The sequence below is a fragment of the Synechococcus sp. KORDI-100 genome, from assembly GCF_000737535.1.
GTDB lineage: Bacteria > Cyanobacteriota > Cyanobacteriia > PCC-6307 > Cyanobiaceae > Parasynechococcus.
Genome location: NZ_CP006269.1, coordinates 646,223 through 668,654 on the forward strand (window position 1 = coordinate 646,223; position 22,432 = coordinate 668,654).

Annotated in this window: 37 protein-coding genes and 1 tRNA gene; 4 read left to right on the forward strand and 34 right to left on the reverse strand. The window is 61.1% G+C overall.

Annotation, left to right across the window (positions count from 1 at the left end; all coding sequences use genetic code 11):
• Window positions 1-61: 61 nt before the first annotated feature.
• Complete coding sequence (locus KR100_RS03025) at window positions 62-553, reverse strand: photosystem I reaction center protein subunit XI (protein ID WP_038543086.1); 492 nt, start codon at window positions 551-553, stop codon at window positions 62-64.
• A gap of 43 nt (window positions 554-596) precedes the next feature.
• Entirely contained in the window at window positions 597-713 is a 117-nt protein-coding gene (locus tag KR100_RS14745) for a photosystem I reaction center subunit VIII (protein ID WP_006851672.1), read from the reverse strand.
• Window positions 714-1,055: 342 nt separating this feature from the next.
• Here KR100_RS14745 and KR100_RS17005 point away from each other — a divergent pair, with 342 nt between their 5' ends.
• A complete protein-coding gene (locus KR100_RS17005; protein ID WP_369793834.1) occupies window positions 1,056-1,271 on the forward strand; it encodes a HEAT repeat domain-containing protein in 216 nt (71 codons plus the stop codon).
• On the opposite strand, the gene KR100_RS03035 is transcribed toward KR100_RS17005, so the two are convergent.
• Complete coding sequence (locus KR100_RS03035; protein WP_038547773.1) at window positions 1,229-2,191, reverse strand: glycosyltransferase family 2 protein; 963 nt, start codon at window positions 2,189-2,191, stop codon at window positions 1,229-1,231. The genes KR100_RS17005 and KR100_RS03035 overlap by 43 nt on opposite strands.
• Before the next feature lie 129 nt (window positions 2,192-2,320).
• Between KR100_RS03035 and KR100_RS03040 the strand changes: the two genes are divergently transcribed.
• A complete protein-coding gene (locus KR100_RS03040) occupies window positions 2,321-2,623 on the forward strand; it encodes a hypothetical protein (RefSeq protein WP_038543089.1) in 303 nt (100 codons plus the stop codon).
• Between the two features lie 27 nt (window positions 2,624-2,650).
• Here the strand turns inward: KR100_RS03040 and KR100_RS03045 are convergent, their stop codons facing one another.
• On the reverse strand, window positions 2,651-3,379 hold the full coding sequence (locus KR100_RS03045) for a C40 family peptidase (RefSeq protein ID WP_038543092.1): 729 nt from the start codon (window positions 3,377-3,379) through the stop codon (window positions 2,651-2,653).
• Window positions 3,380-3,396: 17 nt separating this feature from the next.
• Here KR100_RS03045 and KR100_RS03050 point away from each other — a divergent pair, with 17 nt between their 5' ends.
• Complete coding sequence (locus tag KR100_RS03050) at window positions 3,397-4,302, forward strand: serine hydrolase (RefSeq protein ID WP_038543094.1); 906 nt, start codon at window positions 3,397-3,399, stop codon at window positions 4,300-4,302.
• Window positions 4,303-4,595: 293 nt separating this feature from the next.
• Here KR100_RS03050 and KR100_RS03055 read toward each other — a convergent pair whose 3' ends face one another.
• The 3 genes from KR100_RS03055 to alr all read right to left on the reverse strand — a co-directional run bounded on the left by KR100_RS03055 (window position 4,596) and on the right by alr (window position 6,906).
• Window positions 4,596-5,288, reverse strand: a complete 693-nt coding sequence (locus KR100_RS03055) for an ion transporter (protein ID WP_369793835.1) — start codon at window positions 5,286-5,288, stop codon at window positions 4,596-4,598.
• A 275-nt stretch (window positions 5,289-5,563) separates the two neighbouring features.
• Window positions 5,564-5,652, reverse strand: a tRNA-Ser gene (locus KR100_RS03060).
• Between the two features lie 69 nt (window positions 5,653-5,721).
• Window positions 5,722-6,906, reverse strand: a complete 1,185-nt coding sequence (alr, locus tag KR100_RS03065; protein WP_051847296.1) for an alanine racemase — start codon at window positions 6,904-6,906, stop codon at window positions 5,722-5,724.
• A 74-nt stretch (window positions 6,907-6,980) separates the two neighbouring features.
• On the opposite strand from alr, the gene KR100_RS03070 reads away from it, so the two are divergent.
• Complete coding sequence (locus tag KR100_RS03070; protein WP_038543097.1) at window positions 6,981-7,481, forward strand: HNH endonuclease; 501 nt, start codon at window positions 6,981-6,983, stop codon at window positions 7,479-7,481.
• 10 nt (window positions 7,482-7,491) lie between these two features.
• Here KR100_RS03070 and prfA read toward each other — a convergent pair whose 3' ends face one another.
• The 27 genes from prfA to rplB form a co-directional block, all read right to left on the reverse strand.
• Window positions 7,492-8,589: a peptide chain release factor 1 gene (gene prfA / locus KR100_RS03075; RefSeq protein ID WP_038543099.1), complete on the reverse strand. Its 1,098-nt coding sequence runs from the start codon at window positions 8,587-8,589 to the stop codon at window positions 7,492-7,494.
• Window positions 8,590-8,604: 15 nt separating this feature from the next.
• Window positions 8,605-8,874 carry a 50S ribosomal protein L31 gene (rpmE, locus tag KR100_RS03080; RefSeq protein WP_038543100.1) on the reverse strand — a complete coding sequence of 90 codons (270 nt, stop codon included), beginning with the start codon at window positions 8,872-8,874 and terminating at the stop codon, window positions 8,605-8,607.
• Between the two features lie 34 nt (window positions 8,875-8,908).
• Window positions 8,909-9,310 (reverse strand): 30S ribosomal protein S9, encoded by a 402-nt coding sequence (gene rpsI, locus KR100_RS03085; protein WP_038543103.1) that lies wholly within the window; start codon window positions 9,308-9,310, stop codon window positions 8,909-8,911.
• On the reverse strand, window positions 9,307-9,759 hold the full coding sequence (gene rplM, locus KR100_RS03090) for a 50S ribosomal protein L13 (RefSeq protein WP_038543105.1): 453 nt from the start codon (window positions 9,757-9,759) through the stop codon (window positions 9,307-9,309). Before rplM ends, rpsI begins: the two co-directional genes overlap by 4 nt.
• 155 nt (window positions 9,760-9,914) lie before the next feature.
• Window positions 9,915-10,763 carry a tRNA pseudouridine(38-40) synthase TruA gene (gene truA, locus KR100_RS03095; RefSeq protein ID WP_051847599.1) on the reverse strand — a complete coding sequence of 283 codons (849 nt, stop codon included), beginning with the start codon at window positions 10,761-10,763 and terminating at the stop codon, window positions 9,915-9,917.
• 69 nt (window positions 10,764-10,832) lie between these two features.
• Window positions 10,833-11,183, reverse strand: coding sequence for a 50S ribosomal protein L17 (gene rplQ / locus KR100_RS03100; RefSeq protein ID WP_028953614.1), 351 nt, complete (start codon window positions 11,181-11,183; stop codon window positions 10,833-10,835).
• A gap of 42 nt (window positions 11,184-11,225) precedes the next feature.
• Complete coding sequence (locus KR100_RS03105) at window positions 11,226-12,164, reverse strand: DNA-directed RNA polymerase subunit alpha (RefSeq protein ID WP_038543109.1); 939 nt, start codon at window positions 12,162-12,164, stop codon at window positions 11,226-11,228.
• Between the two features lie 44 nt (window positions 12,165-12,208).
• The gene (rpsK, locus tag KR100_RS03110) at window positions 12,209-12,601 is read right to left on the reverse strand and encodes a 30S ribosomal protein S11 (RefSeq protein ID WP_028953616.1); all 393 of its coding nucleotides are present in this window, start codon (window positions 12,599-12,601) and stop codon (window positions 12,209-12,211) included.
• A 39-nt stretch (window positions 12,602-12,640) separates the two neighbouring features.
• Window positions 12,641-13,006: a 30S ribosomal protein S13 gene (gene rpsM / locus KR100_RS03115; protein ID WP_038543112.1), complete on the reverse strand. Its 366-nt coding sequence runs from the start codon at window positions 13,004-13,006 to the stop codon at window positions 12,641-12,643.
• 104 nt (window positions 13,007-13,110) lie between these two features.
• Window positions 13,111-13,224, reverse strand: coding sequence for a 50S ribosomal protein L36 (gene rpmJ, locus KR100_RS14750; protein ID WP_006173336.1), 114 nt, complete (start codon window positions 13,222-13,224; stop codon window positions 13,111-13,113).
• A gap of 46 nt (window positions 13,225-13,270) precedes the next feature.
• Window positions 13,271-13,822 carry an adenylate kinase gene (locus KR100_RS03125; protein WP_038543115.1) on the reverse strand — a complete coding sequence of 184 codons (552 nt, stop codon included), beginning with the start codon at window positions 13,820-13,822 and terminating at the stop codon, window positions 13,271-13,273.
• Between the two features lie 57 nt (window positions 13,823-13,879).
• Window positions 13,880-15,199, reverse strand: a complete 1,320-nt coding sequence (secY, locus tag KR100_RS03130; RefSeq protein ID WP_038543118.1) for a preprotein translocase subunit SecY — start codon at window positions 15,197-15,199, stop codon at window positions 13,880-13,882.
• A gap of 104 nt (window positions 15,200-15,303) precedes the next feature.
• The gene (gene rplO / locus KR100_RS03135; RefSeq protein ID WP_038543120.1) at window positions 15,304-15,759 is read right to left on the reverse strand and encodes a 50S ribosomal protein L15; all 456 of its coding nucleotides are present in this window, start codon (window positions 15,757-15,759) and stop codon (window positions 15,304-15,306) included.
• A 6-nt stretch (window positions 15,760-15,765) separates the two neighbouring features.
• Window positions 15,766-16,398 (reverse strand): 30S ribosomal protein S5, encoded by a 633-nt coding sequence (gene rpsE / locus KR100_RS03140; RefSeq protein WP_038543122.1) that lies wholly within the window; start codon window positions 16,396-16,398, stop codon window positions 15,766-15,768.
• A 14-nt stretch (window positions 16,399-16,412) separates the two neighbouring features.
• Complete coding sequence (rplR, locus tag KR100_RS15265; RefSeq protein ID WP_038543125.1) at window positions 16,413-16,781, reverse strand: 50S ribosomal protein L18; 369 nt, start codon at window positions 16,779-16,781, stop codon at window positions 16,413-16,415.
• A gap of 33 nt (window positions 16,782-16,814) precedes the next feature.
• Entirely contained in the window at window positions 16,815-17,354 is a 540-nt protein-coding gene (gene rplF / locus KR100_RS15270) for a 50S ribosomal protein L6 (RefSeq protein WP_038543126.1), read from the reverse strand.
• 14 nt (window positions 17,355-17,368) lie between these two features.
• Window positions 17,369-17,770, reverse strand: a complete 402-nt coding sequence (rpsH, locus tag KR100_RS03155) for a 30S ribosomal protein S8 (protein WP_038543128.1) — start codon at window positions 17,768-17,770, stop codon at window positions 17,369-17,371.
• Between the two features lie 19 nt (window positions 17,771-17,789).
• Complete coding sequence (rplE, locus tag KR100_RS03160; RefSeq protein WP_038543129.1) at window positions 17,790-18,329, reverse strand: 50S ribosomal protein L5; 540 nt, start codon at window positions 18,327-18,329, stop codon at window positions 17,790-17,792.
• A 68-nt stretch (window positions 18,330-18,397) separates the two neighbouring features.
• Entirely contained in the window at window positions 18,398-18,754 is a 357-nt protein-coding gene (rplX, locus tag KR100_RS03165; RefSeq protein ID WP_038543132.1) for a 50S ribosomal protein L24, read from the reverse strand.
• A 2-nt stretch (window positions 18,755-18,756) separates the two neighbouring features.
• Window positions 18,757-19,122: a 50S ribosomal protein L14 gene (rplN, locus tag KR100_RS03170; protein ID WP_038543134.1), complete on the reverse strand. Its 366-nt coding sequence runs from the start codon at window positions 19,120-19,122 to the stop codon at window positions 18,757-18,759.
• On the reverse strand, window positions 19,119-19,397 hold the full coding sequence (gene rpsQ / locus KR100_RS03175) for a 30S ribosomal protein S17 (protein ID WP_038543136.1): 279 nt from the start codon (window positions 19,395-19,397) through the stop codon (window positions 19,119-19,121). Before rpsQ ends, rplN begins: the two co-directional genes overlap by 4 nt.
• A 19-nt stretch (window positions 19,398-19,416) precedes the next feature.
• Entirely contained in the window at window positions 19,417-19,626 is a 210-nt protein-coding gene (rpmC, locus tag KR100_RS03180) for a 50S ribosomal protein L29 (RefSeq protein WP_038543138.1), read from the reverse strand.
• A 2-nt stretch (window positions 19,627-19,628) separates the two neighbouring features.
• Window positions 19,629-20,105, reverse strand: coding sequence for a 50S ribosomal protein L16 (gene rplP / locus KR100_RS03185; RefSeq protein WP_038543140.1), 477 nt, complete (start codon window positions 20,103-20,105; stop codon window positions 19,629-19,631).
• A gap of 16 nt (window positions 20,106-20,121) precedes the next feature.
• Window positions 20,122-20,850 (reverse strand): 30S ribosomal protein S3, encoded by a 729-nt coding sequence (gene rpsC / locus KR100_RS03190; RefSeq protein WP_038543141.1) that lies wholly within the window; start codon window positions 20,848-20,850, stop codon window positions 20,122-20,124.
• Between the two features lie 19 nt (window positions 20,851-20,869).
• Complete coding sequence (gene rplV, locus KR100_RS03195; protein WP_038543143.1) at window positions 20,870-21,244, reverse strand: 50S ribosomal protein L22; 375 nt, start codon at window positions 21,242-21,244, stop codon at window positions 20,870-20,872.
• Window positions 21,245-21,248: 4 nt separating this feature from the next.
• Window positions 21,249-21,524 (reverse strand): 30S ribosomal protein S19, encoded by a 276-nt coding sequence (gene rpsS, locus KR100_RS03200; RefSeq protein ID WP_028953633.1) that lies wholly within the window; start codon window positions 21,522-21,524, stop codon window positions 21,249-21,251.
• A 35-nt stretch (window positions 21,525-21,559) separates the two neighbouring features.
• Entirely contained in the window at window positions 21,560-22,423 is an 864-nt protein-coding gene (gene rplB / locus KR100_RS03205) for a 50S ribosomal protein L2 (RefSeq protein WP_038543146.1), read from the reverse strand.
• Window positions 22,424-22,432 lie beyond the last annotated feature (9 nt).

Here is a 22,432-nt window from a genome sequence, read left to right on the forward strand (position 1 = left end):
TTGACGTCACCCAGGGGTTCTGCTTCAGCCTTGATGTCAGTAAGGCAGGGCTGTCTCGGTCTCAGCCGACACTCCAGACGCCTGAGGCGATCTTGAACAGATCCTGGACGTGCACAGTGCTGCAGAGGAACCAGGCGAACACGGCTCCGCCACAGCCGCCGAGCCAGAAACCACTGGTGAAATCAGCCCAGCCGGTGCGGGTGAACAGGTCGGCAGGTGGGTTGCCAACGGTGGCATCAGCAGGCGGGATGTTGGGCTGCTTGCCGGGCTGGTTGTACAGCAGGAACAGCAGTGTGAGGATGTGAACCGCACCGATGGCTGCCAGAAGACCCGCGGTCTGCTGGTAATCAGTGTTGCGCAGCGGCCCGCAGATGGTGAACGGTCCGAAGAGCAGGTAGCCGAAGGCCGCACCGGTTTCGAGACCGCGGAAATTCGGTGAAATGCCCTGGCGGTAGAAAGGCAGATTGTTGATCAGACCCTTGATGAAGTAACCGCTGTTCACCGGGGTGGCGAGATTGCCGACGCAGGGGTCGGACACGGGAGTGACAGTCATTGTCGTGAAGTGCTGATGGTTAATGGCGATCCGCAGCCTGCGGTCACTCGGCAGCGGTGATCACTCGACCGACGAGGACGATGAACACTGCGGGGAAAACGATTCCGGTGATGGGGACGAAAATCGCGGGCAGCCATGCAGCGGCGAAATCTCCAGTCATGTCGAGGCCAAAAGCTTCGCCGGTACTGTAGGGATCACTGATCTGACGGCTTCTCCTCAGCCGGATCGGCGACATAAAAGTTCAACCCAGATGCAGAACGTTCTCCTCCCAGGCGCCGCTGTTCTCCTGGTGGTCGTGGTGTGGTGGCGAGGCCGTTCGGGACGGCCGATGCTGCGCAGCACCGATGCCAGCGGTGTGGCTCAACTGAACAGGGTGCAATTGTCGCGAGTGGTTCTCGAGCCTGAAACCGCTGTCGCCGATGGACCCGCACCGCCTGATGCCTGGCAGCCCCCGAGGACGGAGCGTGAGTGCCTGGAGCTCAAGACCCTTCTGCGACTGGCCATGAACGCCGGGCCGGACGAGCGTCTGGAGGCTGTGCGGATCGCGGCGCGCTGGGGTTCAGCGACTGTGCTTCCTCTGTTGCGGCGCGCCCTGCGCGACAGCGACAGCCGTGTGGTGGAGGCTGCCGCTGCCGCCATGGCCCCCCAGCGAGGAGCAACGCGACGCCTGCCTGATCAGCCCGCCCGGCCGCCGCGCAACGTCGCCCGGACCCGATAGATCGGACGGTCCTGGCTTTCGTGATAGGTGCGGATCAGAAGTTCACCGAGCAGGCCGAAACAGAACAGTTGAATGCCCGCCAGACCCATCACCACAGCCAGGGTCAGCAGGGGCCTGTTGCCGATGTCTTGCCCCATCAGCTTGATCACCAGCAGGTATGAGCTCGCGATCAGGCTGGTCACGATCGCGAGCAGTCCGCCAAAGCCGAACACGTACATCGGCCGGGTGAGAAAGCGCTTCATGAACCACACCGTGAGCAGGTCCATCAACACGCGGAAGGTTCGGTCGATCCCGTATTTGCTGCTGCCGAACTGGCGGGCCCGATGGTTCACCTTCACTTCGGTGATGCGGGCTCCCTCGATGAAGGCCAGTGCCGGCAGGAAGCGGTGCAGTTCGCCATAGAGGCGCATGTCTGCCAGCACTTCCCGCCGGTAGGCCTTGAGGGAACAGCCGTAATCGTGCAGGCGAACACCGGTGACGCGTCCGATCAGTCGGTTGGCGATCTTGGAGGGGAGCTTGCGTTGGATCGCCGCGTCCTGACGCTGGTGCCGCCAGCCGCTCACAAGGTCGTACCCCTCCCTGAGTTTGCTCAGCAGCATTGGGATATCGGAGGGATCGTTCTGCAGGTCTCCGTCGAGGCTGACGATCACCTCCCCGGAGGCTGCGTCGAAACCGGCTGCCATGGCGGCGGTTTGCCCATAGTTTTTGCGGAGCAGCACGGCCACCAGTTCCGGAACTTCGCCACTGAGTTGTTCCAGCACCCTGGCGGTGCCGTCGCTCGAGCCATCGTTGACCAGCACCAGCTCGAAGCGTTCACCGCTGGGACGCAGAGCCTGCAGCAGCTGCTCCACCAGATGGGGGAGACTTTCCTCCTCGTTGTAGAGAGGCACCACCACCGACAGATCCAGGTGGGAGGTCATCAACGACGGACGAAACACGGCCAGCAACTTAAGCGGCTTCTTTCCAACGAAGTTCTGCGACGGGGGCCTGGATCCCAATCTCCTCAGCAGACCTGCGGTAAGGGTGGGCCACTGATTCCTTGATCGACCATGGCTCTGCTCTGGGACAACCTCGCCAGCCAGCTCGATTCCGTGCGGGCCAGCACTCCGGTTTTGGCCCCACCAGCCACCACCGATGCGATCGAGGAAACCCGTGAGCAGCGCCTTCGCAAGGCCCTCGAAGCGGTGAAGAACACCGGCAACACCCAGATGATCGAGTCGTTGCAGGCCGCTCTGGAGGGACGCCAGGCCAATCTTGAACTCCCCGATCTACCGGTCCCCGGTCAGACGGCCCTGAGTGGTCCGGAGTCCTACCTCGCCCAGATCTCCGACAGCTTCAAGCCGGAGCGTTGACCAACGGGGGAGTTCAGCCAGGGGGGGTCAGTCCAGATGGCATCCGTCATGGCTGCGCATCACCCGACCGGCGCCACGCAACTGCGCTCGGTAATGGCTGGCGACGGGGTGATCGTCCCTGCTGTGAAGGCTGTCCACTCCGATGCCGTTGCGGCCATGCTCCCGGCCGGAGCTGTGGCGATAGCGTCCATTCCCGAGATACAGGCCGACGTGGGTGCATCGCCTTTGTGATCCGAAGAAGATCAAATCCCCCGGCAGCAGCAGCTGCAGATTGTCGGGACTCACGGCCACGGCACTGCAGAATCGTTCCTGTTGATAGGCATCCCTGGGGATCCAGATGCCCTGGCTGGCGAAGGCCAGTTGCATCAGCCCCGAGCAGTCGAGATTCGGGCGCAGCGTGCCCCCCCACGTGTAGACATTCGGCATCGTCTGCGTGGCTTCGCTCCAGGTCAGGATCGCCGGCAGTCGCTCCGTGATCGTCTGGCGATCGAACGCCGGGGGGCGCCATGGCGAGCAGCCATGGGCCTTGCCGATGAGGTCCTCCGGATCCATCCAGCAGTGGTACCCGTCCTCCAGAAGTTCCACGCGGAGACGGGGTTGCCGCACCTCAAGAAGCCGCAGCCGACGGCCCTGCTGTGCCTGGGTGGCCAGGCCCTGGCCATGGCTGCGGGCGTAGCCGTTCACATCGTGCTCCAGCTGCCACAGGCTCTCTGGAATCAGGCTGTCGGACGCACAGGGGGTTCCTAGGGTCGCCATGGTCAGTCGCAGTCGTCATGGCGTTCTACCGTCCTGATCCAGAGATGGCGTCACGACTTGAGACGCTCCTGGATGAGCTGTCGGCTGACGGGCGTCCAGGCCTGCGCAACAGCCTGGCACTGACCTGGATCCGTTATGAGGATCCCATTCCTGAGGCCGGCCAGGGTCATGGAGCTGGCTGGAACCAGGACCGCCAGCTCTATCCAGCCAGCGTGGTGAAACTGTTCTATGCCGTTGCCGCCGAGCGCTGGCTTCAGCAGGATCTGATTCCCGATGGCGAGGAGCTGCAGCGTGCGTTGCGGGACATGATCGGTGACTCCAGCAATGACGCCACCGGCCTGGTGATGGACCTGCTGACCGGCACCTCGAGTGGCCCTGCCTTGCAGGGAAACGCCTGGCAGCTCTGGCAGCGCCAGCGGCAGCTGGTGAACGACTGGCTGGCCAGCCTCGGCTGGCCGGAGCTTGATGGGGTCAACTGCTGCCAGAAAACCTGGGGAGATGGGCCCTATGGCCGTGAGAAGCAGTTCTACGGAGCGGACAACAGGAACCGCAATGCCCTGTCCACCCAGGCCACGGCCAGGATGCTTGAGGCGGTGATGACCGGTGCTGTTGTTTCTCCGCCGGCCTGCCGGCGGCTCCGGGACCTGTTGGATCGCTCACTGGATCCGGAACAGCGCAAGGCCGATCCGGAGAACCAGGTGGACGGCTTTCTCGGGGAAGGACTGGCAGAGGGCACGACGCTCTGGAGCAAGGCCGGCTGGATGAGTCAGGCCCGGCACGATGCGGCCTGGTGGCAGCACGGTGATCAGCCGCCGATGCTGCTGGTTGCGTTCAGTTCAGGTCCGGATCGCTCCCGCGATGAACAGTTGATGCCTGCGCTGGCCCGCGCTCTGGGGAACTTTCAACCCTCCGGGGCTTCATGAGGTTGAAACAGTGATGCTGTCTCCCATTGCCTGAACGCAAGATCATGACAATGAATCAGATTCAACGCCTGATTGGGAACGCTTCGATGTTTCTGATTTGATGTCTTTGAATAGTGCCGTTGCTCCAGGTTGTCATCGCCTCTGGATGATGGGTTGAGTTGAGTTGAGTTGAGTTGAGTTGAGTTGAGTTGAGTGGGATCTCTTCAGGCTTGAACACGTCCCTGCTTCATGTGTCCTGCAAAGGATGGGGTGCTCGCTGTTGACTTTTGGTTTGAGTTTGAGCTGGGGCTTGCTTAATCCTCAGTTGCCTGTTCCCGGCTCCAGGCTTCGGTGAAGCCTGCAGAAATGATGCCGATGGGAATCGCAATCACAGCGATCCCGCAGATAGCGGTCAATGAGGCGACCAGGCGCCCTGCCGGTGTGGTGGGTACCACATCGCCGTAGCCGACGGTTGTGACCGTGATCAAAGACCACCACAGACATCTGGGTATCGATCCGAATTGCTCTTGCTGAATGTGACCTTCGACGATGTACATCATCACGCTGCTGATGCAGATCACGATGCCTGAATAGATGGCTGAGATTTGCAATTCCTCTTTTTTTGATGTGATGATTCGGTTGAAATACTTGATGCTTTTTTGAAGATTTTTTGATCTGCCGATCCGGGCAATGCGAACCAGGCGGAACACTCTGAGCAGGTAGAGTTCGGGACTGACAATCCCCAGGATGGTCGGTGCAATGGCGAGCAGGTCGAGTAACGCCATGGGTGTCACGGCATAGTCGATCACCCCGCGAATTCCTGGGCGTGCTTCGCATCTTAAGGGTGCAATCCAGAGCCTAGAGAGATATTCAATCAAGAAAAGTATTGCAATAATGGTATCGAGAACGGTCAGCAGATCGATGTACTCAGCGCGGACAACAGGCTCGGTCGCCAGGACGGCCACGATGATTGAAAAAGCAATCAGAAAGCGAATGGCCTGGTTCAGGCCCGTGCACGTTGTGTTGCCTGAATCCTGTTCAAGCCATCGGAAGACCTGTTGTCTTAAGGCAATCACTGTCTTGTCGGGACAACGTGAAGGCATTGTGCCCAGCACTTTTCAGCGATGCCATCAATGAATTGGGGGCTCCAAGAGGCGTGGAAGCCGGCGTCAGTAACGCTGACGTCTGGATGGTCTTGGGTCTCTCTGTTGTCAGCTTCGGACCGATGCAGACATCAAAAAGCAAGCCCGAAAGGGGAAGACCTACAGGGCAGCTTTTGGAACGGAGAGGGAGGGATTCGAACCCTCGACAGAAGTTGCCTCCTGTAACTCCTTAGCAGGGAGCCGCTTTCAACCACTCAGCCACCTCTCCAGTGGCCAACCCACAGTATCAAGAGCTGGCGCGATCAACAGCCTTCTGTGAGCAACAGCCTTCTGCGATTCAGACTTCGACGCGCGGGAGTCGTTGCTTGAATCCGCAGAGGATCTCCCAGGGGATGGAGCCACAGCGTTCGCTCCAGTCCTGAGGACTGATCTCTGCGTCTCCGTCACGGCCGAGCAGCGTCACGGTGCTGCCTGGTTCCAGGGATGGGGCTTCGGTGGCATCCAACAGCACCTGGTCCATGGTGATCGCGCCGACCTGAGGCAGTCGCTGTGTCCCGTGCAACGCATGAATTTTTCCGCTGAGGGAGCGCAGAACGCCGTCGGCGTAGCCGATGCCCACCACTGCAAGCCGGGTCGGTCGCTGGCTCACAAAACGGTGTCCGTAGCTCACGCCGACCCCAGCAGGGATCGTGCGAATCAAGGTCACGCGGGCCCGAACCGCCAGGGCCGGCTGCAGAGAGATCACACCATCAAGATGTTTCGCCGGAGAGTGTCCGTAGAGCGCCAGTCCCACCCGCACCATGTCGTGATGCAGGGTCCGGTTCAGCAGCGTCCCCGCCGAGTTGGCGAGGTGGCGGCAAAAGCCCTTCCCATGGCCAGGCAACTGATCGAGAACCTCCTGAAACCGGCGCTGTTGCAGGGCGGTCACCGAGGCGTCTCCGCCTTCGTGATCACTGTCGGCGCAGGCCAGGTGGCTGTACAGGCCGCAAAGCTCCAGATTCTCAAGATGACGGATCGCCTCAACCAGTCTCGGCCCGTCCTGCCAGTCACAGCCCAGGCGAGACATGCCCGTATCCAGCTTGAGCTGAACGGGAAAGCGGCGTCCGCTTCCGTCAGCCAGGTTCTGACAGAGGAGCGCTTCGCGCATGCTGCTCAAGGTCGGCATCAGTTCCCAGTGCAGGCAACTTCGCAGCTCATCGGCCTGCGTGAGGTTGCCGAGCAACAGCATCGGTGCTTTCAGTCCGGCGCGGCGCAGTTCAATGCCCTCCTCAAGCGTGGCGATCCCGAGACTGGTGGCGCCGCCGTTGAGGGCAGCCTTGGCCACCGTGATCGCGCCATGGCCGTAGCCATCCGCTTTCACCACGGCCATCAGATCGCTGCCATCGGCGAGGTGTTGCTTGAGAGCCGCGGCATTGGCCTCAATCGCTTTTGGGGCAACCTCCACCCAAGCTCGCTGTCGGGGATCGATGGCCTTGCTCGCATCCCTGGACCCATCTGTCGCAGCGCGACTCAGCTCTGACATGGGTGTTCGGTGCTCGGCGTTACCGAGAAAGACCTGGTGTGCTCGTTAACATGACATTTAATCAGGGAGCTGGCATGGGCCAGGTTCTCGTTCTCAATGCGTCCTACGAGCCATTGAACATCACAACCTGGCGACGCGCCATGGTGATGATGATCAAAGGCAAGGCTGAAAGTCTCGAGCAAGACCCCACCCACGAGATTCGTCAGGGCACTTTGCTACCAACGGTCATTCGTCTTCGTCAGTACGTGCGCGTTCCGTTTCGGCAACTGCCTCTGACGCGTCGAAACGTCTTTCACAGGGATGGTCATTCCTGCCAGTACTGCGGCTGTCGAGACAAGCAGCTCTCGATAGATCATGTGATCCCTCGCAGCCGAGGTGGCGACGACACCTGGGAGAACGTCACCGCCGCATGCCTCAGTTGCAATGTGCGCAAAGGCAATCGGACACCGAAGGAAGCTGGCATGCCGTTGAGGCGGGAGCCGCGGCGCCCGCTGAGCAGTCTCAGTTTCGAAGCCACGCGCCAGATTCACTCCGGAAAGCACAGTGAATGGGCCAAATACGTGATTGGAGCCTGATCAGGACAGGTCAGTCCTGATCCTGCGTTCCCAGGGCTTCCAGCTTCCGTCGTTGCTCCTCGGCGATGCAGGCACCGATCAGATCCTCGAGCTGGCCCTCCAGCACAGGATCGAGCGCAAAATTTCGGCCGAGCCGGTGATCCGTGGTGCGGTTGTCTTTGTAGTTGTAGGTGCGGATCTTCTCGCTGCGATCGCCGCTTCCCACCTGGGCTCTGCGATCGCTGCTCTCTCGCTCAGCAGCCGCTGCCAGTTCTCGTTCCAGCAATTTCGCGCGCAGAATCTCAAGGGCGCGTTCGCGGTTCTGCAGTTGTGACCGTTCCTGGGTGCAGAACACCCGGATCCCCGTGGGCTTGTGCAGCAAGTCCACGGCGGTTTCAACCTTGTTCACGTTCTGCCCGCCGGCGCCGCCGGAGCGGGCGGTACTGATTTCGAGATCCTTCGGGTCGAGCTGGACTTCCACGGCATCGGCTTCAGGCATGACAGCGACGGTGGCCGTCGAGGTGTGAACCCTGCCCTGGGATTCGGTTGCTGGAACGCGCTGGACCCGATGGACGCCGGCTTCAAACTTCAGCTGGCTGTACACGCTGTCCCCCTTCACGGAGAGGATCAGTTCGCGAAAGCCACCCAGATCCGCTTCCGTCGCACTGACAGGTTGAACAGTCCAACCCAGTTTCTGGCTGTAACGGTCATACATACGCGCCAGATCGCCCGCCCAGAGACAGGCCTCATCGCCACCAGCCCCTGCACGAATTTCCAGCATCACACTGCGTTCATCGCGTGGATCACGCGGCAACAGCGCCAGGGTCAGCCGCTCGATCAGATCGCTGCGGCGATGTTCCAAATCCTGCAGTTCCTCCTGGGCGAGAGCCTCCATGTCCTGATCGCCGCGACTGTCCTTGAGGAGCTGGCGGGCATCACTCTGTTCTCGCTCCAGGGTCTGCAGAGCTTCGAAATCCAGCACCAGGGGTTCGAGTCGCGCCCTCTCACGAGCGATGGTCTCCAATCGCTTTGGATCAGCTGCCACATCCGGATCGGCGAGCTGCCGTTCAAGGTTGCGGAAGCTGTCAGTGGCGGTCTCCAGTCTGGAGAGAAGGGTCGAGGCGTCCATGCCCCGGGCTCAGGCTCAGTACTTGGCGTCTGCCTTGGCCTCGGCATCGGCCTTGGCCTTGTCGCCACCTTTCTTCTTGGTGCCCATGCCGTATTTCCTCATGAAACGATCCACCCGTCCCTCGGTGTCGAGGATCTTCTGGGTGCCTGTGAAGAATGGGTGATTGCCACTCCAGACGTCGACGTGGATTTCGGGCTGAGTTGACCCTGTGGTCATCACCACTTCACCGTTGCAGATCACCTTGGCATCGGGATACCAGGTGGGGTGGATGTCGGGCTTGGGCATGAAAATGAAACCTATGCGATGGAAATGCTGAAACTCAGCGTTTGGAGAACTGAGGGGCCTTACGGGCTTTCTTCAAACCGTACTTGCGACGTTCCTTGGCGCGTGGATCACGGCTGAGGTGACCTTCCGTCTTCAGAGGTTTGCGGTTGTCTGCGGAGAGTTCACAGAGGGCACGGGCAGCACCCTGTTTGATCGCTCCGGCCTGCCCGGTGAGTCCACCGCCGCGCACATTCACCAGCACGTCGTACTCCGTGCTCAGCCCGAGGGTTTCGAGGGGAGCTTTCACAGCGGCGATGTAGGCCGGGTTGTAGTTCAGGTAGTTATCACCGGGACGACCGTTGATGGTGATGGTTCCACTGCCGGGAACCAGGCGGACTCGGGCGACGGACGTCTTGCGGCGACCGGTTCCCCAGTAGACGACGGAATTGCTGCTCATCGGGCGGAAGCGGAGGGGTTGAGCTGAAGAGGCTGGGGTTTCTGGGCGGCATGGGGATGCTCGCTGCCCTTGTAAACCTTCAGCTTGCGGAACATCTGGCGTCCAAGCGCGTTGTGGGGAAGCATGCCTTTGATGGCTTTCTCCACAATCCGTTCCGGGATTCGTTCCTGCAATGCCGAGAACGTCTCCGTTTTCATGCCTCCGGGGCGTCCCGAATGGCGGCGATAGAGCTTTTGCTGAGGTTTTTTCCCGCTCACCCTCACCTTGTCGGCATTCACCACCACTACGAAGTCACCGGTGTCCAGGTGTGGTGTGAAGTTGGGATTGTTCTTACCGCGCAGCACGGCAGCCACTTCTGTGGCCAGACGGCCAAGGGTCTGATTCTCGGCATCCACCAGATACCACTGGCGTTCGATCGAATCGATGGGGGGGAGGGAGGTCTTGTTCATCAAACCGGCAGGCCGGATCGGGAATGCTTCCGCGCGGGCGCAGAGGCTGGGCAGGACACCAGGTCCAAAAGGTCGGACCTAGAAAGGGATCAAACAAAGAGCTTACTCCTTCGTCGATACCCCCTACTCAAAGGCCTTCCGCTGCTCGATGCTGATCATCGGCTCTCCTGCAGCGGAGGAGGGTCAGGCGGTGGGTCATGTTGGTTCAGAAGGAACTGGGGCTGGCTGTCGTACCAGCTGGATTGACTGAAGATCGGCTCTCGGTACCCGGCACGCAGCAGGCAGAGTCCCCTGGCCGGGGCTGCTTCCCTCACTTCGCTGCGACGTCGCTGCTGCCAACGCTCCTCAAATTCAGCCACGGTCTGGCGGTGCTCTCCCACGGCGACCAGTTGCGCCATCAACAGGCGCACCATGCCGTACAGAAAACCACTGGCCTGGATCTCGACAACCACCAGGTCGCCGCGACGATCAAGCTGAATCTCCTGCACGGTGGTTCGGGCATGGGCGCGGCGGCTGCCGGCGCGCATGAACGCGCTGAAGTCGTGGAGACCCAGAAGTCCACCCAGGGCGCGTCGCATGCGCTGTTCATCAAGACGGTGGTGATAGCGATGCCACGTCCACGGGCTCAGGAACAGATTGGGTCGTCGTCCGTTGTAGATGACGTAGCGATAGCGGCGGTAGATCGCGTCGTAGCAGGCATGCCAGTCATCGGGCCTGGCAACGGATTCGCGCACCCGGATCGATCCCGGCAGGCGTCCATTCAGTGCAGGAGCCCATTTTTCAGCAGGAATCGGCCCGCTGCAATCGAAGTGCACGACCTGACCAGCAGCGTGAACGCCGGCATCGGTGCGGCCAGCGGCGAAACTTTGAATCGGTCGATGAGGATCCAGCTGCTGGATCGCGTCCTCAAGAACCGCCTGGACACTGCGACCATTGCGCTGCCGCTGCCATCCGCAGAAATCAGCCCCGTCGTACTGAAGGCTCAGGGCGATCCTGCGAAGCATCGGAACCTCTGAACCATCAGACGAGAGGCCGTGCACTCAACGTCGGGAAGACGCGATCGTCGTCTGGCTTCAGACCAGCTCGATGATCGCCATCTCAGCGTTGTCACCCCGTCTCCGCACCGTGCGCGTGATGCGGGTGTAACCACCACGGCGATCGGCATAACGATCAGGTGCCTTGTCAAACAGCGCATGCACCAGCTGCTTGTCGTAGATGTAGCCGAGAGCCCTGCGGCGGGAGGACAGGCTGCCGTCCTTGGCCAGGCTGATCATCCGTTCAGCTTCGTCACGAAGTGCCTTGGCCCGAGCTTTGGTCGTGGTGACGCGCCCTTCACGGATGAGCTGGGTGGTCAGGGCCCGCAACATGGCCTTGCGCTGATCAGCGGGACGACCTAGCTGGGGGACTCGGCATTGGTGACGCATGGCTTGAAGGGAACGGGATCAGGACGAAGGAATGGTGGGCAATCAGGCGGTGGTGCGGCTCTGAGGAATCGAGATGCCGATGCGCTCGAGGGCCTCGATCACCTCGTCCGCTGATTTGGAGCCGAAGTTCTTGATCTCCAGCAGGTCTTCGTAGCTGAAGCCCATCAGGTCGGAGACGGAGTTCACCTGAGCTCGCTTCAGGCAGTTGTAGGCACGCACCGAAAGGTTCAGCTCCTCGAGAGGGATCTGAGCCTCCGTGGAGGGTTCCGGCTCGATTCCAGGCTCTTCCACGAGGGTCACCGTGGCCAGTGGCTGGAAGAGCTCAATCAGCTGATTCGCCGACTGCGCCAAGGCATCGTCCGGCGTGATGGATCCATCCGTGACGATCTCCATACGAAGCCGTTCACGAGCAGAACCGCCCTCGGCGACGGCGGTTTCATCGATGTTGAAGTTCACCCGACGCACCGGCATGAACACGGCGTCGATCTGCAGGAGGTCGATCGCACTGAGATCTTCATTGTTGCGATCAACCGGTCGGTAACCGACGCCGCGCTCGACATGAACCTCAAGTTCAATGCTGTGGCCGTCGGCCACGGTGGCGATCGGCCGATCTCCATCGACCACCTGGACCTGGGACGAGAACTGAAGATCCTTGGCCTTCACTTCGGCAGGTCCGGCAATCACGAGTCGTCCGATCTCCAGTTCGGAGGAGCGGCTGTTCACAGACAGCTGCTTGCAGTTCAGCAGGATGTCCAGGACGTCCTCCCGAACCCCGGGAATCGTCGCGTATTCGTGATTGACGCCAGCAATGCGGATGGCCGTCACGGCGCTGCCTTCAAGTCCTCCCATCAGGACGCGGCGCAGGGAATTGCCAAGCGTGGTGGCCTGGCCTCGCTCAAGCGGACCAATCAAGAATACGCCGGTCTGGGCGCGATCTTCGGCTACCTGATGCTCGATGCGATCGATCTGATACTGCAGCACGGTCTGATGCGGGAGTAAGGAGCGGGAGCGGGAAGCAGGTCGGTTCAGACGCGGCGGCGCTTGGGCCGACGGCAACCGTTGTGAGGCAGAGGAGTGACATCCCGGATCAGGGTGATCTCCAGTCCGGCCACCTGAAGGGCGCGGATCGCGGTTTCACGGCCGGAGCCCGGACCACGCACCAGCACTTCGATCTGGCGCATGCCCTGATCGAGGGCGCGGCGTGCCGCCGCTTCAGCGGCGGTCTGAGCGGCGAATGGAGTTCCCTTGCGAGCTCCCTTGAAGCCGCTGGCCCCTGCGGAGGACCAGGAAATCACCTCACCGGACGTGTCGGTGATCGACACGATCGTGTTGTTGAACGTGCTCTGGATGTGAGCAACGCCGTTGGGGACGTTGCGCTTGGCCTTCTTGGGACCTGATTTTTTGGCTGGTTTGGCCATGGGCCGGAAATGCTCGGGGGCTTGGGGAACAGGTGAGAGTTATTTCTTCTTACCGGCGACGGTCTTGCGGGCACCCCGTCGTGTACGCGCATTGGTGCGGGTGCGCTGGCCGCGGACCGGCAGGCTCATCCGATGCCGGCGACCCCGCAGGCAGCCGATGTCCTGAAGTCGCTTCAGGGCCATCCCCTCCTGACGGCGCAGGTCACCTTCGATGGTGTAGCCCTCGGTGGCTCCACGCAGTTTCTGGACATCACCGTCCTCGAGATCCTTGACCCTGGTATCGGGGTTGACCCCTGTCTTGGACAGGATCGTTTTGGCACGGGTCGGACCGATGCCATAGATGTACGTGAGGGCGACTTCAATCCGCTTGTCGCGGGGAATGTCAACGCCGGCGATCCGTGCCAAGGAGTTTCAATCGAGAGAGAACAATGACCTCCCTGATGGAGGCCGGGGATTGGGGTGATCTCAGTGTGAGACCTGAAATCACGGGAGGGCCTGACAGCCTGGTTTCAGCCCTGACGCTGTTTGTGCTTCGGGTTGGTGCAGATCACCATCACCCGACCATGCCGGCGAATCACCCGGCACTTGTCGCACATTTTCTTGACTGAGGCTCGCACCTTCATGAGGCGTGGCTCTCCAATTTTCCAAACGGCAACACTACCACGCGGGTTAACTCAGGCTTGTCTCAAGCCGTTCTGCGATGGCCTCCATGCTGCCCTTGGCATCGATTGAGGTGAGCAGCCCCTTGGCTGCATAGAACTCGATCAATGGGGCCGTTTTCTCGCGGTAGACCTCAAGTCGGTTGCGGATCACGGCTTCGGTGTCATCGGCGCGGCCGCGGGCCAGCAGACGTTCAATCAACACAGCATCAACGAGTTCAAGCAACACAACGGCGTCGATCGGCTGCTGAAGCTCTGAGAGCAGCTTGTCGAGGGCTTCGGCCTGGGGAACGGTTCTCGGAAAGCCATCCAGCAGCCAGCCCCCCCCGTTCAGAGCATTCATCTGACTTTCGACAATTGCCAGCACAAGGGCATCGCTCACCAGCTCACCACGATTCATCACGGCTTCCGCCTCCTGACCCAGCGCGGTCCCCGCCGCCACTTCGGATCGCAAAAGATCGCCTGTGGAGAGATGTTTGATGCCATGGGCCTCACAGAGCCGTGCGGCCTGGGTGCCTTTGCCGGCTCCAGGGGGTCCGAGAAAAAGGAGTCGGGATTTCATGTCGGGTGGTTCGAAAGGCGGGAATGGTGGGGTCGTTCAGGGCCGTGTCTTCAGCGGTTACTGGCGCACCAAGCCCTCATAACGCTGGGAGATGACATAGGTCTGCACCTGCTTGGCCGTGTCGATGGCAACGCCGACAAGGATGAGCAGGGAGGTGGCTCCGAGGCCCTGGAAGGTCTGCACATTGGTGGCTCTCTCCACTGCTGCAGGAATGATCGCCACCGCACCGAGAAACAGGCCTCCCAGCAAGGTGAGCCTGTTCTGAACGCCTGAGAGGTAATTCGCGGTAGCACTGCCAGGCCGGACGCCTGGGATCGCCACACCGCCTTTCTTCAGGTTGGACGCGATGTCGGTGGGGTTCACCGTCAACGAGGCATAGAAGTAGGAAAAACCCAGAATCAAGGCAAAGAAGGCCAGGGCATAAGGCCAGGGATTTGAGGCGCTGGGATTGAGGGTGCTGGCAAAGCGGATCAGCAGCTCGCTTTTCGTGAAATTGGCAATCGTGACCGGGAGAAAGATGAGAGCCGAGGCGAAAATGATCGGCATCACACCACCCGCATTGAGTTTCAGGGGCAGGTAGCTCTGGCGCGTTGGCAGAACTCCAGCACCTCCCACCTGGCGTTTGGCACTGACGATCGGCAGCCGGCGCGCACCTTCCTGAACAAAGATGATGCCGATGATGGTGGCCAGGAAGACCAGCACCAGCACGACGATCCCCAGGACATCACTGCGGTCCCCTGTCTGGGCCTTCTCGATCGTCGAGCCGAGCGCGGTTGGCAGGGTGGAAACGATGTTCAGAAAGATGACCAGCGACGCTCCCTGACCGATGCCGCGCTCGGTGATCACCTCACTCAGCCACATCACGACTATCGATCCCGTCACCAGGCAGAGCGCTGTCTGCACCACGAACACCACCTCACTGAGGCTTTCGAGGGCGTACTGGCGCAGGATCATGGCAAACACCACGCTTTGGATCAGTCCCCAGCCCAGAGCGACATACCGGGTGATCTGGGCGATCTTGCGTCGGCCGGCCTCACCCTCGTTCTTCTGGAGATCCTCAAGTTGCGGTAAGGCAGCTGTGAGGAGCTGAAGGATGATCGATGCGTTGATGAAGGGAAGGATTCCCAGAGCGAAAACGCCAAGGGTGGAAATGCCTCCCCCGGTGAAGATGTCCAGAAAGCCGATCAGGGACCCACCCTGATCAATGAAGCTGCGGAAGGCTTCGCGATCAATTCCAGGAATCGGGATGTAGATCCCAAGCCTCACGAGCAGCAGGAGGCCAAGGGTGGTGAGCACCCGGTTGCGCAACCCAGGGTTGGTGACCAGCTGGTTGATCACCTCAGAGGCGTTGGGGTTACGTCCCCGACTGACGAGCATGTCCGGAAAGAAAGAGTTGGGCTGAAAGCAGCGAAGCCGCCCGTGGATCGCGATCCGACGGACGGCTCAGACCCTAGTGCTGAACAGTGGTCGGACCACTGGTTTCAGTCGAGAGTTTCGCAGGTACCACCGGCGGCCTCGATCTTGCTGCGGGCGGAGGCGGTGAAAGCGGCGGCCTGAACCGTCAGTTTCTTGGCTGTGAGCTCGCCGTCGCCAAGGATCTTGAGGGGGTGCTTGGGACTGGTGACCACACCGTCTTTGACCAGAGAGTCGAGATTGACGGTGCTTCCATCCTTGATGTCGTTGAGAGCTGAAACATTCAGCACGGTGAAGTGCTTGGGGTTCACCAACGGGAAGTGCTTCAGCTTCGGTACCCGGCGGTACAGCGGCATCTGGCCACCTTCGAACCCTGGTCGGGTCGGGCGTCCGGAGCGTGACTTCTGGCCGCGCATGCCGAAGCCGCAGCTGGCACCTTGGCCAGCGGCAATGCCACGGCCCTTGCGCAGTTTGCGGCGTCGGGCGCCCTTGTTGGCTTTGAGGGAGTCGAGTCGGAGAGTCATCGCGAATCAGGAGTAGATCTGCTCGAGGGAGATTCCCCGTTCCTTGGCTGTCTCCTTGTGAGTGCGGAGCAGCGAGAGGGCCACCATGGCAGCCCGGGCGTTGTTCAGGGGGGTTTTGCTGCCGAGGCGCTTGGCCAGGACGTTCTTGATGCCGGCCAGTTCCAGCACGGTGCGGATCGAACCGCCTGCGATCACGCCCGTACCTGGAGCGGCGGGGCGGATCAACACGCTGGCGGCACCATCGCGTCCGTTGGACAGCGTTGGAATCGAGTTGTGACGGGTGAGGGGGACCTTCACGAGGTGCTTCTTGCCATCGGCGACACCCTTGCGGACAGCACCAATGACATCGCCAGCCTTGCCGACGCCGACGCCGACCTGGCCCTTCTCATTGCCGACAACAACGATGGCTCGAAAGCTCATCTTCTTGCCGCCCTTCACGGTCTTGGAGACGCGTCGGATCTGAACCACACGCTCCTGCCATTCGGAATCACGCTCCTGGCCGCGGCGATCACCGCGGCGACCACGGCGTTCGCCGCGGCCTCCACGGCGCTGCTCCTGCTGCTGCCCTTCGGCGGCGGCAGGAACATCAGCAGCGCCTGGAACGGCGTTGGGGTTTGTTTGCGAAGAGGAATCGGTCATGGTGAGAGCAGGGATCAGAACTGAAGGCCCGCTTCCCGGGCGGCGTTGGCAAGGGCCTTGATTCGGCCGTGGTAAAGGTTGCCGCCACGGTCGAAGACCACCTGCTGGATGCCTTTGGCGATGGCGCGTTTGGCGACGAGTTCGCCCACGGCAACGGAGGCATCGCAACAGCTGCCATTGGTTTTGAGGCCGGCACGCAGCTCCTTGTCGACGGTGGAGGCGGAGCAGAGAGTGCTCTGAGCCTCATCGTCGATGAGCTGGGCATAGATGTGGTTGTTCGAGCGGAAGACCGCCAGGCGAGGTCTGGAGGCGGTTCCACTGAGATCGCGACGCAGCCGGCGGTGGCGTTTCTGCGTCTGTTGTTTGCGTGATAAGGAAGACATGGTGGGAGAAGCGGAGGAACGTCAGGACAAGGGTTATTTCTTGCCGGACTTGCCCGCCTTGCGCAGGATGCGCTCGCCCTCGTATCGGATGCCCTTGCCCTTGTAGGGCTCGGGTGGACGAATGGAACGGACTTTGGCGGCTTCATTGCCGACCAGCTCCTTGTCTGTGCCTGAGACGGTCACCTTCGTGTTGTTTTCAACCGCGAACGTGATGCCTTCAGGGGGGTCCACCTCGACCGGATGGCTGTACCCGGCGCTGACCACAAGCTTCTTGCCCTTGACCTGGGCGCGGGAGCCGACTCCGACGATCTCGAGACTTTTGCTGTAGCCCTTGCTCACCCCTTCGACCATGTTGGCGACCAGGGTGCGGCAGAGGCCGTGGCGTTCGCGCGAGAAGCGCTTATCGGTGGAGGGCTTCACCACAATGGTGTTGTCCACCTGGCTGACGCTCACACCATCCGGGAGCGTCCGTTGCAGTTCTCCCTTGGGGCCTTTCACCTTGATGGTGAGACCGTCGAGAGACACGGTGACCTTGTCGGGGACAGGGACCGGGTTTTTGCCGATACGTGACATGGTTCAGCTCCGGATCAGTAGACGTAACAGAGCACTTCGCCGCCGACGCCCTCGCGCCGGGCATCTCGGTCGCTCATCACTCCCTTGGATGTGGAGATGATGGCGACACCGAGACCCCCGAGGACCTTGGGCAGGCCACGGGTGTTCTTGTAGATGCGCAGGCCTGGCTTGCTCACCCGCTGCATCGAGCGGATTGTGGGCAGGCGATGCTTGCCGCTGTACTTCAGGGCGAGCACCAGCTGGGTGCGCACGCCTTCGCCTTCCTCGCTGATTTCAGAGATGAAGCCCTCTTGTTGCAGCACCTTGGCGATGCTGCGGGTCATCCTTGAAGCGGGAATCTTGGTGCGTTCATGACGCTTCTCACTCGCATTGCGAATGCGGGTGAGCATGTCGGAAATGGGGTCGTGGTTGGCCATAGGTGTCGACGGGGAGGGCTCAGTTGCTGCGGAACGGCATTCCCATCTCGCGGAGGAGGGCCCGGCCCTCTTCGTCGTTACGGGCAGTGGTCACGATGGTGATGTCCATGCCCCTGATGGCATCGATCTTGTCGAAGGAGATCTCAGGGAAGATCAGTTGTTCCCTGACGCCGAGGGTGTAGTTGCCACGCCCGTCGAAACTCTTCGGGCTGACGCCGCGGAAGTCACGGATTCTGGGAAGGGCCAGATTGATCAGGCGCTCCAGGAAGGCATACATCCGATCACCGCGCAGGGTGACGGCACAGCCGATCGGCATGCCCTGGCGGATCTTGAAGCCGGCGATGGCCTTTTTGGCACGGGTGACCACGACCTTTTGGCCAGTGATCTGGGCCAGCTCACCGACAGAAGCTTCAAGAGACTTGGCGTTCTGGGCGGCTTCACCAAGACCCCGGTTGACGGTGACCTTGAGGACCTTCGGGACTTCGTGGATGTTCTTGAGGGAGAGATCTTTCTGCAACTTGGGCTGAATGGTCTCCCGGTAGCGCTTTTTCAGTGACATGTCGGGGGATGGAGTGCTTCTGGTCGTGGTCAGAAGTCAGGCGAACGACGCCGGACGGCATGGGTTGATCAGTCGATCAGTTCGCCGGTTTTCTTGAGCCGTCGCTTTTTGCTGCCGTCTTTTTCAACGACGATTTCGACGCGGCTGGCCACCTTTTTGGAGGTGGAATAAAGCATCACGTTGGAGGCATGCAGAGCAGCTTCCTCCGTGACGATTCGTCCGCTCTCGCCCTCCTGGGTGGGCTTTTCGTGGCGGGTGCGCATGTTGACGCCCTCCACGATCAGGCGGTTCTCCTTGGGAAGTGTCCGGAGGACTTCACCGGTTTTTCCCTTGTCTTTGCCGGCGATCACCTGAACGGTGTCGCCCTTGCGGATGCGCATCTTGATGCGATCGGTGGACTGGGCCTTGGGAGTTGCGGTCGCCATGGTCAGATCACCTCCGGAGCGAGGGACACGATTTTCGTGAAGTTGCGATCACGCAGTTCACGGGCCACCGGTCCGAAGACGCGGGTGCCTTTCGGGTTCTTGTCGTCATTGATGATCACCGCTGCGTTGTCGTCGAACCGGATGGAATTCCCGGTGTCGCGACGCAGGGTTGCCTTGGTGCGGACCACCACGGCTTTCACAACATCCGATTTTTTGACGCCCATGTTGGGCATCGCATCCTTCACGGCAGCGACGATGACATCGCCGACATGGGCATAGCGGCGATTGGTGCCCAATACCCGAATGCATTGAATGCGCTTGGCGCCGCTGTTGTCAGCGACAGTCAAGAAACTTTCCTGTTGAATCACTGGCTCACCTCCTTGGCCCGAGCTTCAGCCTTGGGGCTGTGACTCAGGACCTCGGCGATGGCCCAGCGCTTGTGACGGCTCATCGGGCGGGTTTCGGTGATGCGGACCCGGTCGCCGACGCGGCAGCTGTTGCCTTCGTCGTGAGCTTTGTAGCGCGTGGTTCGGCTGACCGTTTTCTGATAGATGGGATGGGGGAAGCGGCTTTCCACCGCGACCACCACCGTTTTTTCCATCTTGTCGCTGACGACGGTGCCGACCCTTTCTTTGAGTGCCATGGGTGGTTCTCCTTGAGGATCAGGACGCAGTGGAGCGCTGGCGCTCCGATTGCACCGTCAGCAGCTGGGCCAGCTTGATGCGGGCCTCTTTGAAACGGTGCGTGTTACCGAGCTGGCGAGTGGCCTGCTGGAAGCGGAGCTGGAACAGCTCGCGGCGCAGGCCGTCGATCTGTTCCGTGATGTCCGAATCGGACAGCTTGCGCACATCGGTGGCGTTGGGACGGGCCATGGTCAGGACTCCACGGTGACGGCTTCAGCAGCAGCCGGGGCGTCGGCTCTAGCTTTCTGCTCAGATTCATCCAGCTGGATGAACTTGGTTTTCACGGGAAGCTTGTACTGCGCGAGGCGCATGGCTGCCCGGGCGATCTCCGGAGTGATCTCCTCGCCGCCCATCTCGAAGAGGATCCTTCCGGGCTTGATCACCGCCACCCAGAATTCAGGGTTGCCCTTACCGGAACCCATCCGGGTTTCGGCAGCGCGCATGGTGATCGATTTGTCCGGGAAGATCCGGATCCAGATCTTCCCGCCCCGCTTGACATAGCGGGTCATGGCCCGGCGGCTGGCCTCGATCTGGCGCGAGGTGATCCAGCCACACTCCTGGGCCTGCAATGCGAACTGCCCGAAAGCGATGGTGTTGCCCCGGGTGGCGATGCCGCGCATGCGGCCCCGCTGCATTTTGCGGAATTTGACGCGTTTTGGACTCAGCATGGTTCAGGCCTCCTGTTCACCCCTCGTTGGAGCGGTCTTCGAACTGTTGGGGCCGACGGCTGGCCCGGCGGCGGGGTGATGCCCCCACCGGCATTGGCGGGGCTTCATCGCCCAGCACTTCACCCTTGAACACCCAGACCTTGATGCCCAGCACCCCGTAGGTGGTACTGGCCACTTTGGTGGCGTAGTCGATGTCCGCCCTGAGGGTGTGCAAGGGAACCCGGCCTTCGCGGGTCCATTCAGTACGGGCGATTTCGGCACCATTGAGGCGGCCGGAGACCTGAATCTTGAGACCCAGGACCCCAGCGCGCTGGGCGCGCTGCACCGCCATGCGGATGGTGCGGCGGAAAGCCACACGTTTTTCCAGCTGCTGTGCGATGTACTCCGCAAGCAGAAACGCATCGCCGTCGACGCGTTCCACTTCGACCACATTGATCCGCACCTGGCGGCTGTGGTCGCCGACCGTTTTCTGAATGCCGGAGCGGAGTTCCTCAATGCCACTGCCCTGACGTCCAACCAGAACGCCAGGACGGGCCGTTTTCAACTCCACTTCAAGCTGATCAGCCTTGCGGGCGATCAGCACATCACTGATGCCGGCGGAACCGTACTTCTTGTGGATGAACTTGCGGATCCGATCGTCCTCCTGAAGGAGGGCCGGATAGCTCTTGCTGGGGGCATACCAGCGTGACCGGTGTTCCTGGGTGATGCCCAGGCGCAGACCGGTTGGGTTGATTTTGTGTCCCATGGGTCAGTGTCCTCGGGGGTCAGGAGTCGGTCTGAGCTGCCACAGCGATGCTGATGTGGCAGGTCTGCTTTTTGATCTGGTAAGCGCGACCCTGAGCCCGCGGCCGGTAGCGCTTCATGGAGGGCCCCATGTCGGCACTTGCACTGGAGATGACCAGTGACGCCGGATCAAGTCCGAGGTTGTGCTCGGCATTGGCCACCGCTGAGCGAAGGACCTTGGTGATCGGACCCGTGGAGCGGTAGGGCATGAACTCGAGCATGATCAGCGCGTCGCGATAAGTGCGACCGCGGATCTGATCAAGGACACGCCGTACTTTCGACACGGAGCCACGGATAAAGCGTCCGTGGGCCTTGGCTGTTGCGGCATCAGGGGCCGCCGTGGTTGACGTGGTCATGGCGTCAGCGGCCTCCTTTCTTGTCTTTGATGTGACCCTTGAAGGTTCTGGTCGGAGCGAACTCCCCCAGCTTGTGACCCACCATCTGCTCGGTGATGAACACCGGGATGTGGGTTTTGCCGTTGTGAACGGCAATGGTGTGGCCAATCATCATCGGCAGGATCGTCGAGGCCCGGGACCAGGTTTTGATCACGGACTTGTCGTCGTTCTCGTTCTGCTTTTCAACCTTGCGAAGAAGGCTGTCAGCGATGAATGGCCCTTTTTTGAGTGAACGTCCCATAGCGGATTAAGCAAGCGGCAAAACGATGGTTGGCATCAGGAATCACGTCCGCCACGGCTCCGCTTGGACGTCTTGCGACGTTTCCGGAGCACGTATCGGTTGCTGGGCTTGTTCCGCTTACGGGTCTTGAGACCGAGGGCGGGTTTGCCCCAAGGGGTGACCGGACCTGATCGACCGATCGGTGCCCGACCCTCACCACCACCATGGGGGTGATCGCAGGGGTTCATCACACTGCCTCGAACCTGGGGACGGCGCCCCAGCCAGCGGCGGCGCCCCGCCTTGCCAAGGCTGGTGTTCCTCACCTCGGAGTTGCCGACCTCGCCAAGGGTGGCGTAGCACTCTCGGCGGATCAGACGCACCTCGGTGGAGGGCAGTTTCAGAGCGACGTAGTCGCCCTCTTTCGCCATCACCTGGGCGCTGGCCCCGGCAGTGCGCACCATCTGTCCTCCGCGACCGGCATACAGCTCGACGCAATGGACGCTGGATCCCAGGGGCACCGATGAGAGCGGCATGGCATTGCCGTTCTCAATCGGAGCATTGGGACCGGAGACAACGGTCTGGCCGATTTCAATGCCGGCCGGCGCCAGGATGTAGCGCTTCTCGCCATCGGCGTAGAAGAGCAGCGCCAGGCGAGCGTTGCGGTGCGGGTCGTAGTGGATGGCCGCCACCTTGGCTGGAATGCCGTGTTTATTGCGGCGGAAATCCACCAGGCGATAGAGGCGTTTGTGACCGCCACCGCGATGGCGGCATGTGATCACGCCGCGGTTGTTCCGACCCTTGCGGCGATGTTTGGACACCACCAGGGTCCTTTCCGGCTTGCGACCGGTGACTTCACTGAAGTCGGTGACCACCCGGGTTCGGGTTCCGGGGGTGTAGGGGCGGTAGTTACGGATTGCCATGACGAATCA

Excerpts from the sequence above, each read along its gene's own strand:
- rplM (WP_038543105.1), bottom strand. The coding sequence starts at position 9,759 with ATGAACAAGACCTCCCTCCCCCCCATCGATTCGATCGAACGCCAGTGG.
- KR100_RS03025 (WP_038543086.1), bottom strand. The coding sequence starts at position 553 with ATGACTGTCACTCCCGTGTCCGACCCCTGCGTCGGCAATCTCGCCACC.
- alr (WP_051847296.1), bottom strand. The coding sequence starts at position 6,906 with ATGTCAGAGCTGAGTCGCGCTGCGACAGATGGGTCCAGGGATGCGAGC.
- rpmE (WP_038543100.1), bottom strand. The coding sequence starts at position 8,874 with ATGCCCAAGCCCGACATCCACCCCACCTGGTATCCCGATGCCAAGGTG.
- rplR (WP_038543125.1), bottom strand. The coding sequence starts at position 16,781 with ATGTCTTCCTTATCACGCAAACAACAGACGCAGAAACGCCACCGCCGG.
- rpsS (WP_028953633.1), bottom strand. The coding sequence starts at position 21,524 with ATGGGACGTTCACTCAAAAAAGGGCCATTCATCGCTGACAGCCTTCTT.
- rplB (WP_038543146.1), bottom strand. The coding sequence starts at position 22,423 with ATGGCAATCCGTAACTACCGCCCCTACACCCCCGGAACCCGAACCCGG.
- rpmJ (WP_006173336.1), bottom strand. The coding sequence starts at position 13,224 with ATGAAGGTGCGAGCCTCAGTCAAGAAAATGTGCGACAAGTGCCGGGTG.
- rpsI (WP_038543103.1), bottom strand. The coding sequence starts at position 9,310 with ATGAGCAGCAATTCCGTCGTCTACTGGGGAACCGGTCGCCGCAAGACG.
- KR100_RS03040 (WP_038543089.1), top strand. The coding sequence starts at position 2,321 with ATGGCTCTGCTCTGGGACAACCTCGCCAGCCAGCTCGATTCCGTGCGG.
- rplP (WP_038543140.1), bottom strand. The coding sequence starts at position 20,105 with ATGCTGAGTCCAAAACGCGTCAAATTCCGCAAAATGCAGCGGGGCCGC.
- KR100_RS03035 (WP_038547773.1), bottom strand. The coding sequence starts at position 2,191 with ATGACCTCCCACCTGGATCTGTCGGTGGTGGTGCCTCTCTACAACGAG.
- KR100_RS03125 (WP_038543115.1), bottom strand. The coding sequence starts at position 13,822 with ATGAAATCCCGACTCCTTTTTCTCGGACCCCCTGGAGCCGGCAAAGGC.
- rplE (WP_038543129.1), bottom strand. The coding sequence starts at position 18,329 with ATGTCACTGAAAAAGCGCTACCGGGAGACCATTCAGCCCAAGTTGCAG.
- rpsE (WP_038543122.1), bottom strand. The coding sequence starts at position 16,398 with ATGACCGATTCCTCTTCGCAAACAAACCCCAACGCCGTTCCAGGCGCT.
- rplF (WP_038543126.1), bottom strand. The coding sequence starts at position 17,354 with ATGTCACGTATCGGCAAAAACCCGGTCCCTGTCCCCGACAAGGTCACC.
- rpsH (WP_038543128.1), bottom strand. The coding sequence starts at position 17,770 with ATGGCCAACCACGACCCCATTTCCGACATGCTCACCCGCATTCGCAAT.
- prfA (WP_038543099.1), bottom strand. The coding sequence starts at position 8,589 with ATGGACGCCTCGACCCTTCTCTCCAGACTGGAGACCGCCACTGACAGC.
- rplO (WP_038543120.1), bottom strand. The coding sequence starts at position 15,759 with ATGACTCTCCGACTCGACTCCCTCAAAGCCAACAAGGGCGCCCGACGC.
- KR100_RS03070 (WP_038543097.1), top strand. The coding sequence starts at position 6,981 with ATGGGCCAGGTTCTCGTTCTCAATGCGTCCTACGAGCCATTGAACATC.
- KR100_RS03050 (WP_038543094.1), top strand. The coding sequence starts at position 3,397 with ATGGCGTTCTACCGTCCTGATCCAGAGATGGCGTCACGACTTGAGACG.
- rpmC (WP_038543138.1), bottom strand. The coding sequence starts at position 19,626 with ATGGCCCGTCCCAACGCCACCGATGTGCGCAAGCTGTCCGATTCGGAC.
- truA (WP_051847599.1), bottom strand. The coding sequence starts at position 10,763 with ATGCTTCGCAGGATCGCCCTGAGCCTTCAGTACGACGGGGCTGATTTC.
- rplX (WP_038543132.1), bottom strand. The coding sequence starts at position 18,754 with ATGGCGACCGCAACTCCCAAGGCCCAGTCCACCGATCGCATCAAGATG.
- rpsC (WP_038543141.1), bottom strand. The coding sequence starts at position 20,850 with ATGGGACACAAAATCAACCCAACCGGTCTGCGCCTGGGCATCACCCAG.
- KR100_RS03045 (WP_038543092.1), bottom strand. The coding sequence starts at position 3,379 with ATGGCGACCCTAGGAACCCCCTGTGCGTCCGACAGCCTGATTCCAGAG.
- rpsK (WP_028953616.1), bottom strand. The coding sequence starts at position 12,601 with ATGGCCAAACCAGCCAAAAAATCAGGTCCCAAGAAGGCCAAGCGCAAC.
- KR100_RS14745 (WP_006851672.1), bottom strand. The coding sequence starts at position 713 with ATGACTGGAGATTTCGCCGCTGCATGGCTGCCCGCGATTTTCGTCCCC.
- rplQ (WP_028953614.1), bottom strand. The coding sequence starts at position 11,183 with ATGCGTCACCAATGCCGAGTCCCCCAGCTAGGTCGTCCCGCTGATCAG.
- rplV (WP_038543143.1), bottom strand. The coding sequence starts at position 21,244 with ATGACCACGTCAACCACGGCGGCCCCTGATGCCGCAACAGCCAAGGCC.
- secY (WP_038543118.1), bottom strand. The coding sequence starts at position 15,199 with ATGCTCGTCAGTCGGGGACGTAACCCCAACGCCTCTGAGGTGATCAAC.
- rpsQ (WP_038543136.1), bottom strand. The coding sequence starts at position 19,397 with ATGGCACTCAAAGAAAGGGTCGGCACCGTCGTCAGCGACAAGATGGAA.
- KR100_RS17005 (WP_369793834.1), top strand. The coding sequence starts at position 1,056 with ATGAACGCCGGGCCGGACGAGCGTCTGGAGGCTGTGCGGATCGCGGCG.